The sequence below is a fragment of the Hyalangium sp. genome (assembly GCF_035629615.1).
In the GTDB taxonomy this organism is placed as follows: Bacteria; Myxococcota; Myxococcia; order Myxococcales; family Myxococcaceae; genus Hyalangium.
In genome coordinates this window covers 1-11,984 of the sequence record NZ_DASPHO010000449.1, presented here as the reverse complement: position 1 = coordinate 11,984, position 11,984 = coordinate 1, and the positions used below count along the sequence as shown (strand labels likewise).

Here is an 11,984-nt window from a genome sequence, read left to right as displayed (position 1 = left end):
CGCCCGGCTTGGGATCAGGCTTGGTCGGCCCGCTCACCTTCCCCAGCTCCTTCTTCAGGGCCGCGTGGGTCTGCTCCCCGTAGAAGCCGGTGGTGGGCAGCTTGTGGTCCGCCTGGAACTTCTTGACCGCCGCCTCCGTCTTGGGACCGAAGGTGCCAGCGCCGGTGCCCACCTGCGCCGACGTCATGTACTTGAGCTTCACCAGCGCGTCCTGGAGCTGCTTGACCTTGGGACCCTTGTCTCCCTCGCGCAGGCCCGCGGGCGGAGCAGTGACGGTGGCGCTGGCGGTGGCCGTGGTGCGCGCGGCTGTGGCGGGGGGACGGTTGATGGTCGTCATGGGTGAAGGCTCCAAAAGCGAGGGCGAAGGGGGAGACGAGACGGTCAAGCTTCTTCCTGAAGCAGATTATTACAAGACCATTGTCTCAGGTAAACAGGGTTTTCTGGAAGTTCTTCCGGTATTCCATGTTTTGCTATAAGTCCGGGTCTCCCTTCCACTTGGAGGTATCTGCATGCGTCTGTTGGCTCTCGTGGGGCTGTTGGGTGTGTTGAGTGGCTGTGGCGTGGGTGTCGAGGAGGAGGCCGCCGCGCCTGCCTCGGAGCGAACCCAGCAGGGGGCGCCTGAGTCCTGGTGCCGCAGCTACACGACCCAGAAGTACTGTCCGAAGTACATCTGTGCCTGGTACAGCTCCCCGGCGCCGGGCTACTGCAGCCTGCCGGCCGAGTCGGTCACGGACGAGCCCGCGCCCGAGCCCGCGCAGGCCGCGCCCGTGACGGAGCCGGCCCCCGAGACGGAGCAGATGGGGCCGCCCGAGTCGTGGTGCCGCAGCTACAAGTCGCAGCGGTACTGCCCGTCCGTCTGCGCCTGGTACAGCTCCCCGGCGCCGGGCTACTGCGGTCTGAAGGCGACGGAGTAGCAGGGCCGTGCCGCACGGGTGAGCCCCGCCCGTGCGGCCTCAGTGCTGCGCCTCTTGCCAATGGGCGGAGGCGCGGTTAACCATGGGGCATGCGTCTCGTGGTGTGTGCTCGTCGATTTAGCCGCCCCCCGGCCCCGTTTGGGTGTCGGGAGGCCGTGCTGCCGTAGCGCGCACTCCTCTCGTTAGCGGATCGCCTCGTTGGCGTGATGCTCACCCGGACTCGCCGGGGGGGCATTCGAGGTCTCGATCGTTCCGCTCCTATCCCTACCGAGAGGTTCCTTTCCATGTCCGTCTCCATTCTGAGCGCCGAGGAAGTCCGGCGCGCGTTGTCCGTTCGCGATCTCACCGACCCCACCTCTGGACCCCACGCCCTGCAGCGGCTCATCGAAGCCGCGCTCGAGGTCCTGCGTCAGGCCTGGCGCTGCGAAGTCCGAGTCCACCGCCAGAGTCCCATCGTCTCCATCATCGACAACTACGATCACCTGCACTACCCGCCCGAGGGCGCCGCGCGGGATGCTCGGTACACGCGCTACGTCTGCGACACGGCGCTGCTGCGCACGCAGACCTCGGCCATGATCCCGGGCCTGCTGCGCCGGCTGGCCGAAGCTCCTCCCGAGGACGTTCTGCTGGCCTGTCCCGGGCTCGTCTATCGACGCGACTGCATCGATCGGCTGCACACCGGCGAGCCTCACCAGATGGATCTGTGGCGAGTCCGACGAGGAGCGCCGCTGGGGTCCGCCGAGCTGCGGGAGATGATCGAGACGGTGGTCCATGCGCTGCTGCCAGGCAGGGAGCTGCGAGTGGAGCCGGCGCGGCACCCGTACACCACCGATGGACTGCAGATCGATGTCCGGGACGGCGCGCAGTGGGTGGAGATCGGCGAGTGCGGCTTGGCGCTGCCCACACTCCTGGAGGAGAGCGGGCTGGAGCCTGGACGCACCACGGGCCTGGCGATGGGGCTGGGGCTCGATCGCATCCTGATGCTGCGCAAGGGCCTGGATGACATCCGGCTGCTGCGCTCCACGGATCCGCGCATCGCGTCGCAGCTGCTGGACCTGGAGCCGTACGTCCCGGTGTCTTCAATGCCGATGGTGCGGCGAGATCTGTCCATCGTGCTCGGGGAGGAGGACACGCCCGAGGAGCTGGGTGACGCGGTCCGGGCCGCGCTGGGCGAGCGCGCGGAACTGGTCGAGAGCGTGGAGGTGCTCTCGGAGACGCCGTACCGGGCACTGCCTCCGGCGGCCGTGGTGAGGCTGGGCATCGCACCCGGGCAGAAGAACGTGCTGCTGCGCGTGGTGCTGCGCGCGCTGGTTCGCACGCTGACCCACGAGGAGTGCAACACGCTGCGGGATGACATCTACGCGGTGCTGCACCGAGGCACCGCCTGGGAGTGGGCGGCGCGGCCCGTGCAACGCTCGGCGAGCGCACCGTAGCGCCGTTGGAAAATACCGTTCGCGTAGCAACTCGTACCCCGTCGTTACGGGCGGGGTACGATGGGGCCGCCATGCTCTTCCGAGACAAAACGCCTGCTACGCGTTCGGAGATCATCGCCGAGGCGGATCAGGCGCGCTCCAAGGGCAAGCTCAAGAAGGCCATCACGGGGTACCGGAAGGCCTTGGAGCTCGAGCCGAAGGATCCGGTGGTCCATGGGAAGCTGGCGCCGCTGCTGGCGCGAGCGAATCAGACCGACGCCGCGCTGGAGAGCTTCCGGGCGGCGGCGCAGGGACACCTGGACAAGGGCTTCGCGGACAAGGCGCTGGCCGTCTACGCCCAGGCGGCGGACACGTTCCCCCACCAGGTGAGCCTCTGGCAGCAGATGGCGCAGCTGAACGTCTCGAAGGGGCACCGGGCCGAAGCGGTGAAGACGCTGCTGCGGGGCCGGTTCCACTTCCGGAGCAAGGCCGATCGGCGGGGCGCCATCACCTTGCTTCAGGACGTGCTGACGCTCGAGCCCACCCTCTTCGAGGTGAGGCTGGATCTGGGGCTGCAGCTTGCCCGTGAGAAGCACCTGGCCGAGGCGATGATCCTGCTCAATCCGATGGAGCTGGAGGCGAAGACGCGCCTTCAGCTCCGCCGGCTGCGCTGGACAATGGTGCGCGTGGCTCCCAGCGCGGGGGCGTGGGGGCGCTGGCTGCGTGCCGTGCTGCTGGGAAGCTGAGCTCGCTCACGAGCTGGGGCTCGCCGTTCAGGGCTCACCCGTAGTCCCTGCGCCGGGATCGGCGGAGCTCCCGGAGCCACAGCACGAGCACCGTGCCGAGCCACAGCGCATTCGGAATGCTCCACAGGAAGATCAGCACCCCGTTGTGGTCATCCTCCACGTTGCCGGGATGGTCGTGGAAGTCCACGTAGACGGCGTGGGGGTGGACGGGGAACTTGTGGGCCAGGGCCAGGGTGATGGCGCCGCTGCGGTAGAACCTGTCGACCGGGACGGCCTCGCCGCACAGGATGCCGTGCGTTTCAGGCGACGAGGGAATCCGTACGGCAAAGACGGTGACCGGCTCTCCGGGCTTCCAGTCGTTGGGGACGACGGGGAAGAGCCGGGTGACTCCGGGGTGGGTGATGTCCGTGCGAAGGGTGGCGTCCCGGAAGCGGAAGACATCCGCCTGCCGATGGGCGACATCGGGGGCCTCTCGCACCGAGAGGATGGCGGGAGAGGTCTCGCGGCGCGGGTCGCGAGACCAGAGCAGGGTCGTGCCGAAGGTGATCACCAGCGCCAACGTGCCCAGGAGCAGGCCCTTGAAGCCGTAGTTCTGTTTGCGGGCGGCCTTCCGAATGAGGGGGAGGGCCGCCACCAGCAAGACAACGTAGACCCACTCCAGCTCCATCAGCAGAGCGCCCGCCGCGAGGGGGAGGCCCGCGTTGTTGGCGAGCAGCCAGTGCCACACCCCGCGCCGCTTCAGCACCCCACCGAGGAGCGAGAGGGCCGAGGGAAGCTGCGGCAGGGCCCTCACCCGGGGGAGGCCGTAGCGTGCCACGACGTCCAGCCAGCGCTGCCCGGTGGGCTCGAGAGCTCGCACCGCGTCGCGGATGTCATTCACGGAGGGAGTGACGTCCTCGGGGAGGGCGTGGACGAGCCGGCGCGGCTCCACCCGAAGCGGGGCATGCACCTGCGCGGCGCGCTGGGCCTCCTCGAGGAAGGCCTCAGGGGCATCCACGGTGCTGGGCGGCACCTGCTGGTTCGCGTACCAGACGAGTGGGCCCGGGGGAGGGGCAGCCCAGCCGAGCCGCCGCAGCTTGAAGCGGGGCCGGAGCCTCCAGTCCTTCTCTGGCAGGAGGATCACCCCGGACGGCAGCACCGGCTGAGCAAGAGGGAGCTCCACCAGCCAGGCGGAGCCGGTGTCCTTCACGGCGAAGTCCGTGGTCTGCAGCTGTCCTGTGGCCGACCGGCTGTCCTCGGGATCCGCTACGAGCTCGAGGCGCAGACACAGCTCGCGCCAGACGGCCTCGCGCTGATGCCTGCGCCGGGCCCTCCTTCTGGACGCCAGAAAATACAGCCCTCCCGCCAGTCCGGCCATCAGCGTGAGGGCCACCGAGAGGCTGGGGCCACCGAGAACATCCCAAAGCATGTGGCCCCGCAGCATACCGGGAACAGCCAGGATCTGTGCGAGGCGCTCACGTTCCGGCGCCGACTGGAGTGGGCCTGATGCGTGGGTTCACTTCACTTCACATAGGCGGTCATCCACCCGTGATTGAAGATGGAGCAGTCCGGCGAGCAGCAAGCGTCCTTCCTCTGGCCGCTCGTGCTCAGGTGCTCCAGGGAGAAGCGGCACGATGAAGCGCGTGACCCGAGCTGGGTGTCCGGCTCGTACCAATCGTGCTGACTGAAGAGGATGAAGCCGCTGTACTTAGGCGTATACGAGGGGGTGGCTGCCTGCACTGCGGTGTAGCTCTCCTGGGTCACCACCTGCCCGATCGTGGTCACCGCGTTTCCCTGTGATGAGAGCACCCCGGTGTACCGGGTGAACAGCTTGGGCATCCACTCGACCTGGGTGTAGAAGATGCGCTCGGTGGCGAGCTGGTTGATGACCGCGTCGGAGAGCTTGGCGCATTCGCTTCGTACGCGCGGGTCTGCCGTGTAGCCGGTGCCCATCACGCAATCGGTGGCAGGCGCGAGCACGGAGAAGACGCGCGTCCAGCCACCTCCCTCGGTTGTCATGTCACACCAGGCCTCGAAGGGGTCCTTGCCTCCGGCACCGTCGGGATCAATCCAGTAGGTGCCGTCTCCTCCTACAAAGGAAGGCGTCTTCTTGAGCGCCTTGCAGCTCAGCGCGGCAGCGGCAGCGGAGCACCCGGGCTCGCTCGGATGGAGACACGGATCGCTGGGTAGCCCGTTGGAACCCCTCTCTTCCGGAGGTCCTTGCTCCCCTTGGGGGCCCATGGTGCCCACTGGCCCAGTCGGACCCGGTGAGGAGCACGCTCCGAGCACCAGGAGCAACGAGCCGATCCAGGTAATGCGCATGCGCCTGCTCTCCGTCGTGAGTCCATCCATGACGGAGACAGGCTAGGGAAAGGGAAGCAGCAGGGCTGTACCACCCAAGGAGTACGCTGCTCTGCTCCGGCGGCTCGCGGGCAGCGAGCCAGCTCAGTGGCGGGCCTCCAGTGGCGTGGGCATGCCGAGCACATACGTCACCGGGGGCTTGCCTGGCTTGTTCACCTGGCCCACCTCCCAGGTGTAGCCCTCGCTCGTCAGGGACTCCGTCATCCGACGCAGCTCCTCGGGCCGGTGGGCGCGCAATGCCGAGACGAGCCCATCCCAGAAGATGACCAGCGGGAACAGAGGCACCACGTATGTAAGGAGGATCCGGGGCAGGGTGAGCGGGCGGATCAGCGGGGTGAACAGCAGGACAAGCAGCGGGATGAACAGCGAGCCGATCACCCCTTTGGCCGAGCGCTCGACGATCTCGAACACGCCGATGGGAACTCCCCGCGCCTGGGCATCGGCCAGCACCGCGCGCGCCGCCTCCGGGCGGAAGTGGTGCAGGGCGTTGAAGAGGGTCCTCATGCCGCGCTGCTCGGGAGGCACCTTCATCGCGTCCACCGGCTGCTCCAGGTACTCGGCCCCGGCGGAGATGGCTCGCTGCCGGGCCCGTACATTCGGGAACAGATCCGTCTGCACCACGCGAACCCGCCGGCCGTGCTCCTGTGCCAGGATGGCTCCCAGCCGGGGCAGGGGTCCTCCGCCGCCAGAGCCCAGATCGAGCACCGCGTCCGTGCCCCCCGCCTCCAGACCCCGGAGCAGCAGGGGCGCCACCGGATCGAAGAAGCCCATCCGCTGGCTCATGGTCGCCAGGTAGTTGGTGCAGTGGTCCCGCAGCGCAGCGGGGTACCACTCCTGGTCCAACAGCTCGAAGAGGTGGAGGCGCGGCCACAGAGTCCGAGGAGGTGTCATGGTGGTGTCCAGGCAGCACCGGGAGCGCACCGCGGCCAGCCCGCAGCGCCGGCAAACCTGTCAGACAAGCATACAGGTTTGGCTCAAGCGCACCGGCCGGGGGCCCGTTCGTTTTCGGAGCGCGCGACAGGGGGTGCCAGGGCATACTCCACCCCCATGCGCTACTTCGACGACTTCCAGCCCGGCGAGGTTCTCGAGACTGGCTCCTACAAGGTGCCTCGCGAGGAGATCATTGCCTTCGCCCGGCAGTTCGATCCCCAGCCCTTCCACATTGACGAGGAGGCCGCGCGCCGCTCCATCTTCGGCGGCATCATCGCCAGCGGCTGGCACACCGCCTCCATCTGCCACCGCCTCCTCGTGGAGGGCGTGCTGTCGAAGACCGCCAGCCTGGGCTCGCCAGGGCTCGACGAGCTGCGCTGGCTCCTCCCTGTCCGGCCCGACGACGAGATCTCCATGCGCATCGAGGTGCTCTCCACCACCCCCTCGCGCAGCAAGCAGGACCGGGGCGCCATCAAGTTCCGCATGGAGGTGCGCAACCAGAAGGGCGAGGTGGTGATGACCGAGGTCGCCACCGCCCTGTTCTTGAGGCGCCCACCTGCCGCCACGTGAGACTCGGACACACCTCTTCTGCGTCATTCCGTTGAGCCGAGCCACCGCCTTCCTCTAGAGTCCGCTCGGGCTTCACGGGGGGCGGCCCGTTCCGGATCGCACCGCCCCGTGGACTCGTCCTCAATCCCAAGGAGCGACGCGGATGCTGAACCTCAAGCCGTTGGCGGTAGGTGTGTTGGTAGCTGCTGCGGGCCACGCCCTGGCCGCCCCCCCGAAGCAGCTCGGCAAGCCCGAGGGCAAGCTGAACATCATCGCCTGGCCGGGCTACATCGAGCGCGGTGAGACGGACAAGAAGTACGACTGGGTCACCCAGTTCGAGAAGGACTCCGGCTGCAAGGTCAACGTGAAGACCGCCGCCACCTCGGACGAGATGGTGAGCCTGATGAACCAGGGCGGGTACGATCTCGTCACCGCCTCCGGCGACGCCAGCCTCCGCCTCGTCCACGGCAAGAAGGTCCAGGAGCTCAACCTGGAGCTCATCCCCTCGTGGAAGACGGTGGACGAGCGCCTGAAGAACGCCCCCTGGCACACCGTGGACGGCAAGCACTACGGCGTGCCCTACCAGTGGGGCCCCAACGTGCTCATGTACAACACCGACGTCTTCAAGGAGGCCCCCACCTCCTGGTCTGTGGTGTTCGAGCCGCAGAACCTGCCGGACGGCAAGCCCAACAAGGGCCGCGTGCAGGCCTATGACGGCCCCATCTACGTGGCCGACGCCGCCCTCTACCTGATGAAGAAGAAGCCGGAGCTCGGCATCAAGGATCCCTACGAGCTCAACGAGAAGCAGTACGCCGAGGCGCTCAAGGTGCTGCGCCAGCAGAAGCAGCTCACCCACCGCTACTGGCACGACGTCACCGTGCAGATGAACGACTTCAAGAACGAGGGCGTCGCCGCCTCCAGCGCCTGGCCCTACCAGGTCAACGCGCTGAAGAACGAGAAGAAGCCCATCGCCTCCACCATCCCCACCGAGGGCTCCACGGGCTGGGCGGACAGCACCATGCTGCACACGAAGGCGCAGAACCCGGTGTGCGCGTACAAGTGGATGGAGTGGTCGCTCAACAAGAACCTCCAGTCCGCGCTGGCCGAGTGGTTCGGCTCCAACCCGGTGGTGCCCGACGCCTGCAAGACGGCGGCACCTGGGGGCGGTGACTTCTGCAAGACAAACGGCTTCGAGCGGTTCGAGCAGGTCCACTTCTGGAAGACGCCTGTCGCCAAATGCGCTAGCCAGGGGACATGCGTGCCTTACAGCAAGTGGACGCAGGACTACATCGCCGTGATGGGCGGCCGCTGAGCCACGTGACGGCCTCCGTCGAGCTCAAGCAGATCAGCCGGCACTACGGCACCGTCCGGGCCGTGGAGAGTGTCTCCCTGTCCATCCAGGACGGGGAGTTCTTCTCCCTGCTCGGGCCCTCGGGCTCGGGGAAGACGACGTGTCTGCGCCTGATCGCCGGCTTCGAGCAGCCCACCTCCGGCAGCCTCCTGCTCCACGGCAAGGAAGCCGCCGGCGTGCCGCCCTACGAGCGGGACGTCAACACCGTGTTCCAGGACTACGCCCTGTTCCCGCACATGACCGTGCGGGACAACGTGGCCTATGGGCTCATGGTGAAGGGCGTGGACAAGCAGAAGCGCTACGCCGAGGCCGAGGCTGCGCTGGAGCTGGTGGCGCTCCAGGGCTATGGCGAGCGCCGCCCGGGGCAGCTGTCCGGTGGCCAGCGTCAGCGCGTGGCCCTGGCTCGCGCCGTCATCAACAAGCCCAAGGTGCTGCTGCTGGACGAGCCGCTCGGCGCGCTGGATCTGCGGCTGCGCGAGCAGATGCAGACGGAGCTGAAGTCCCTGCAGCGCCGGCTCGGCATCACCTTCATCTACGTCACCCACGATCAGGGAGAGGCCCTCTCCATGTCGGACCGGGTGGCCGTCTTCAACAAGGGTGGCATCGAGCAGGTGGACACGCCGCGGGGCCTCTACGCGAAGCCCCGCACGGTGTTCGTCGCCCGCTTCGTGGGTGGCTCCAACGTGGTGGAGGGAGTGCTGGCGCGGCAGCTCACGGGCTCGGATCGGCCCTTCTCCGTGCGGCCAGAGCACATCCACTTCGCCCGCGAGCTGGAGGGTGACCGGCTGGGCGTGGAGGGCAAGCTCGTGGACGTGCAGTACCACGGGGCCACCAGCCGCTACACCGTGGACGTGCCGGGGAGCTCGCCGCTCAACGTGAACCTCCCCAACAGTGAGGACGAGACCGGCCGGCCCGCGATCGGTGAGGCCGTGCGGTTGGCCTGGTCCCGCCAGGCCATGGTGGAGCTGGAGCCGGGAGCGTGAGCATGACGAGCGCGCACGCCGGGGCCACGACGCACGCCGGAGTCGGGCGCTCGATCTCGAACCTGCTCTACCGCCGGAGCACGCTGCGCCTGCTGCTGCTGCTCACGCCCCCGCTGCTCTGGTTCGGCGTGGTGTACCTGGGCTCGCTCCTGGCGATGCTGGCCCAGAGCTTCTACACCTTTGATGACTTCACCATGGAGGTGACGCGGGAGCTCACGTGGGCCAGCTACAAGGCGCTCTTTGACGACGCCAACGCCGACATCGTCCTGCGCACCGTGGGCATGGCCGCCGCGGTGACGATCGCCTCCGGGGTGCTGGCCTTCCCCATCGCCTACTACGTGGCGCGCTACACCGAGGGTCTGAGCAAGGGCCTCTTCTACGTCGCCATCATGCTGCCCATGTGGGCCAGCTACATCGTCAAGGCCTACGCCTGGACGGTGATCCTCACCAAGGGCGGCATCGTCTACTGGCTGATCACCCGGCTGGGGCTGGGCGGCGCGCTGGAGTGGGTGCTGGAGCTGCCGTACGTGGGAGGCACCTCGCTCTCCACCTCCAACCTCGGCCGCTTCCTGGTGTTCACCTACGTGTGGCTGCCGTTCATGATCCTGCCCATCCAGGCCGCGATCGAGCGGGTGCCCCCGCAGCTCCTCCAGGCCTCGGCGGATCTGGGCGCCCGGCCGGCGCAGACCTTCCGCACCGTCATCCTGCCGCTGGCCTTCCCGGGCGTGGTGGCGGGCTCCATCTTCACCTTCTCGCTCACCCTGGGCGACTACATCATCCCGCAGCTCGTGGGGCCGCCGGGGCTCTTCATCGGCTCCATGGTCTACACGCAGCAGGGCTCCATCGGGAACCTGCCCATGGCCGCGGCCTTCACCGTGGTGCCCATCGTCATTGTCGGCCTCTACCTGTCCCTTGCCCGGAGACTGGGGGCGTTCGATGCGCTCTGACCCGGCGGCGGCGAGCGGGCCGCGCGCACCCTGGTGGCTGAGGCTGCTGGCCTGGGGCGGCCTGGTGTTCCTGCACTTCCCCATCGTGGTGGTGTGCCTCTACGCCTTCAACACCGAGGAGAGCGCGTTCAGCTTCCCGCTCCAGGGCTTCACCCTGCGCTGGTTCCAGGTGGCCGCCGAGCGTGAAGATATTCTGGAGGCGATCGGCCTGTCGCTGAGGGTGGCGCTGGCGGCCACCGCGATGGCCCTGGTGCTGGGCACGATGGCGGCTCTGGTGCTCGCCCGGCGCCAGTTCCTCGGCCGCGAGGCGCTCACGCTCATGTTCGCCCTGCCCATCGCCTTGCCGGGCATCATCACGGGCATCGCGCTGCTGTCCGCGTTCAAGCTGTCCGAGCTCCCCCTGGGCTTCTGGACGATCGCCGCCGGCCACGCCACCTTCTGCCTGGTGGTCGTCTACAACAACGTCGTCGCCCGCCTGCGCCGCATGCCGGGCTCGCTCGTGGAGGCGTCCATGGATCTGGGCGCGGATGGGCTCCAGACGTTCCGCCACGTGCTGCTGCCGCAGATGGCCACCGCCCTGCTGGCCGGCGGCATCCTCGCCTTCGCCCTCAGCTTCGACGAGATCATCGTCACCACCTTCACCGCCGGCCACGAGCGCACGCTGCCCATCTGGATGCTCAACCAGCTCGGGCGCCCGCGCGATGTGCCGGTGACGAACGTGGTGGCCATGCTCGTCATGGTCATCACCGCGATCCCCCTCTTGCTGGCCTGGCGCCTCACCCGGGGCACCGAGCACGTGGCCGGCAGCAGCAAGTGACTCGAAACCGAGGCGGCCAGCCCGGCCCCTCCCGCAGGACAAGGAGACGACCCCATGGATGGCAAGCAGTTCATCGACGGGCAGTTCGTGGCTGGCGAGGGCGCCGTGGAGGACATCCTCGATCCGGCCACCGGCGAGGTCCTGGCCAAGGTCCCCGAGGCCTCTCCGGCCCAGATCCAGGCGGCGGTGAAGGCCGCGGAGAAGGCCTTCCCGGGCTGGTCGCGCACCCCGCCGAAGGACCGCGCCACCGCCCTGCTCAAGCTGGCCGACGCCATCGAGGCGAAGGCCGCGGAGTTTGCCCGTCTGGAGTCTCGCAACTGCGGCAAGCCGTACGCCCTGGCCCTCAATGACGAGATCCCCGCCATCGCGGACGTGTTCCGCTTCTTCGCGGGCGCGGCCCGCTGCATGACGGGCATGGCCACCGGTGAGTATGCCGCCGGCTACACCAGCATGATCCGCCGGGATCCGCTGGGCGTGGTGGCCTCCATCGCCCCGTGGAACTACCCGCTGATGATGGCGGCGTGGAAGCTGGGCCCGGCGGTGGCCGCGGGCAACACGGTGGTGCTCAAGCCCTCCGAGCAGACGCCCCTCACCACGCTGAAGCTGGCCGAGCTCATCGCTGGCCTCTTTCCGCCCGGCGTCATCAACATCGTCACCGGCCGCGGCGAGACCGTGGGCGCGCCGCTCATCAGCCAGCCTCAGGTGCGGATGATCTCACTCACGGGCGACGTGGGGACGGGCTCGAAGGTGCTCCAGGCCGCCTCGCAGAGCGTCAAGCGGACCCACCTGGAGCTGGGCGGCGAGGCCCCTGTCATCGTCTTTGACGACGCGGATGTGCAGAGTGTGGTGGCTGGCATCCGCACCTTCGGCTTCTACAACGCGGGCCAGGACTGCACCGCCGCCTGCCGCATCTACGCGGGCGCCAAGGTGTATGACAGGCTGGTGGCGGACCTGAGCAGCGCGGTGTCCTCCATCAAGGTGGGCACGCAGCAGGA

General features: G+C 68.2%; 13 protein-coding genes. 9 read left to right on the top strand and 4 right to left on the bottom strand.

All coding sequences use genetic code 11. The features are described 5' to 3' along the window. Nucleotides 1-337: peptidoglycan-binding domain-containing protein (locus VD972_RS23115; RefSeq protein WP_324990450.1), on the bottom strand; the 337-nt coding region annotated here is incomplete at its 3' end. A 172-nt stretch (nucleotides 338-509) separates the two neighbouring features. Between VD972_RS23115 and VD972_RS23110 the strand changes: the two genes are divergently transcribed. From VD972_RS23110 to VD972_RS23100, 3 genes are all read left to right on the top strand, one after another. Next, on the top strand, nucleotides 510-914 hold the full coding sequence (locus tag VD972_RS23110) for a hypothetical protein (RefSeq protein WP_324990448.1): 405 nt from the start codon (nucleotides 510-512) through the stop codon (nucleotides 912-914). Nucleotides 915-1,198: 284 nt separating this feature from the next. Next, nucleotides 1,199-2,347, top strand: a complete 1,149-nt coding sequence (locus VD972_RS23105; RefSeq protein WP_324990446.1) for a hypothetical protein — start codon at nucleotides 1,199-1,201, stop codon at nucleotides 2,345-2,347. A 71-nt stretch (nucleotides 2,348-2,418) separates the two neighbouring features. Continuing rightward, a complete protein-coding gene (locus VD972_RS23100) occupies nucleotides 2,419-3,072 on the top strand; it encodes a tetratricopeptide repeat protein (RefSeq protein WP_324990444.1) in 654 nt (217 codons plus the stop codon). A 34-nt stretch (nucleotides 3,073-3,106) separates the two neighbouring features. On the opposite strand, the gene VD972_RS23095 is transcribed toward VD972_RS23100, so the two are convergent. From VD972_RS23095 to VD972_RS23085, 3 genes are all read right to left on the bottom strand, one after another. Next, complete coding sequence (locus tag VD972_RS23095; RefSeq protein WP_324990442.1) at nucleotides 3,107-4,480, bottom strand: hypothetical protein; 1,374 nt, start codon at nucleotides 4,478-4,480, stop codon at nucleotides 3,107-3,109. Between the two features lie 92 nt (nucleotides 4,481-4,572). Beyond that, nucleotides 4,573-5,373 (bottom strand): fibrinogen-like YCDxxxxGGGW domain-containing protein, encoded by an 801-nt coding sequence (locus VD972_RS23090; RefSeq protein ID WP_324990440.1) that lies wholly within the window; start codon nucleotides 5,371-5,373, stop codon nucleotides 4,573-4,575. A 123-nt stretch (nucleotides 5,374-5,496) separates the two neighbouring features. After that, the gene (locus VD972_RS23085) at nucleotides 5,497-6,303 is read right to left on the bottom strand and encodes a hypothetical protein (protein WP_324990438.1); all 807 of its coding nucleotides are present in this window, start codon (nucleotides 6,301-6,303) and stop codon (nucleotides 5,497-5,499) included. A 156-nt stretch (nucleotides 6,304-6,459) separates the two neighbouring features. On the opposite strand from VD972_RS23085, the gene VD972_RS23080 reads away from it, so the two are divergent. The 6 genes from VD972_RS23080 to VD972_RS23055 form a co-directional block, all read left to right on the top strand. Beyond that, the gene (locus tag VD972_RS23080; RefSeq protein WP_324990437.1) at nucleotides 6,460-6,912 is read left to right on the top strand and encodes a MaoC family dehydratase; all 453 of its coding nucleotides are present in this window, start codon (nucleotides 6,460-6,462) and stop codon (nucleotides 6,910-6,912) included. Nucleotides 6,913-7,054: 142 nt separating this feature from the next. Continuing rightward, nucleotides 7,055-8,203 carry an ABC transporter substrate-binding protein gene (locus VD972_RS23075; RefSeq protein WP_324990435.1) on the top strand — a complete coding sequence of 383 codons (1,149 nt, stop codon included), beginning with the start codon at nucleotides 7,055-7,057 and terminating at the stop codon, nucleotides 8,201-8,203. A 5-nt stretch (nucleotides 8,204-8,208) separates the two neighbouring features. Continuing rightward, complete coding sequence (locus tag VD972_RS23070) at nucleotides 8,209-9,225, top strand: ABC transporter ATP-binding protein (RefSeq protein WP_324990433.1); 1,017 nt, start codon at nucleotides 8,209-8,211, stop codon at nucleotides 9,223-9,225. A 2-nt stretch (nucleotides 9,226-9,227) separates the two neighbouring features. Beyond that, a complete protein-coding gene (locus VD972_RS23065) occupies nucleotides 9,228-10,172 on the top strand; it encodes an ABC transporter permease (RefSeq protein ID WP_324990431.1) in 945 nt (314 codons plus the stop codon). Then, on the top strand, nucleotides 10,162-10,989 hold the full coding sequence (locus tag VD972_RS23060; RefSeq protein ID WP_324990430.1) for an ABC transporter permease: 828 nt from the start codon (nucleotides 10,162-10,164) through the stop codon (nucleotides 10,987-10,989). Before VD972_RS23065 ends, VD972_RS23060 begins: the two co-directional genes overlap by 11 nt. Nucleotides 10,990-11,043: 54 nt before the next feature. Further along, nucleotides 11,044-11,984: aldehyde dehydrogenase family protein (locus VD972_RS23055; RefSeq protein ID WP_324990429.1), on the top strand; the 941-nt coding region annotated here is incomplete at its 3' end.

Bases quoted from the DNA above. Each gene is read 5' to 3' on its own strand.
- VD972_RS23060 (WP_324990430.1), top strand. From the start codon at position 10,162: ATGCGCTCTGACCCGGCGGCGGCGAGCGGGCCGCGCGCACCCTGGTGG.
- VD972_RS23075 (WP_324990435.1), top strand. From the start codon at position 7,055: ATGCTGAACCTCAAGCCGTTGGCGGTAGGTGTGTTGGTAGCTGCTGCG.
- VD972_RS23110 (WP_324990448.1), top strand. From the start codon at position 510: ATGCGTCTGTTGGCTCTCGTGGGGCTGTTGGGTGTGTTGAGTGGCTGT.
- VD972_RS23085 (WP_324990438.1), bottom strand. From the start codon at position 6,303: ATGACACCTCCTCGGACTCTGTGGCCGCGCCTCCACCTCTTCGAGCTG.
- VD972_RS23100 (WP_324990444.1), top strand. From the start codon at position 2,419: ATGCTCTTCCGAGACAAAACGCCTGCTACGCGTTCGGAGATCATCGCC.
- VD972_RS23105 (WP_324990446.1), top strand. From the start codon at position 1,199: ATGTCCGTCTCCATTCTGAGCGCCGAGGAAGTCCGGCGCGCGTTGTCC.
- VD972_RS23090 (WP_324990440.1), bottom strand. From the start codon at position 5,373: ATGCGCATTACCTGGATCGGCTCGTTGCTCCTGGTGCTCGGAGCGTGC.
- VD972_RS23080 (WP_324990437.1), top strand. From the start codon at position 6,460: ATGCGCTACTTCGACGACTTCCAGCCCGGCGAGGTTCTCGAGACTGGC.
- VD972_RS23065 (WP_324990431.1), top strand. From the start codon at position 9,228: ATGACGAGCGCGCACGCCGGGGCCACGACGCACGCCGGAGTCGGGCGC.
- VD972_RS23095 (WP_324990442.1), bottom strand. From the start codon at position 4,480: ATGCTTTGGGATGTTCTCGGTGGCCCCAGCCTCTCGGTGGCCCTCACG.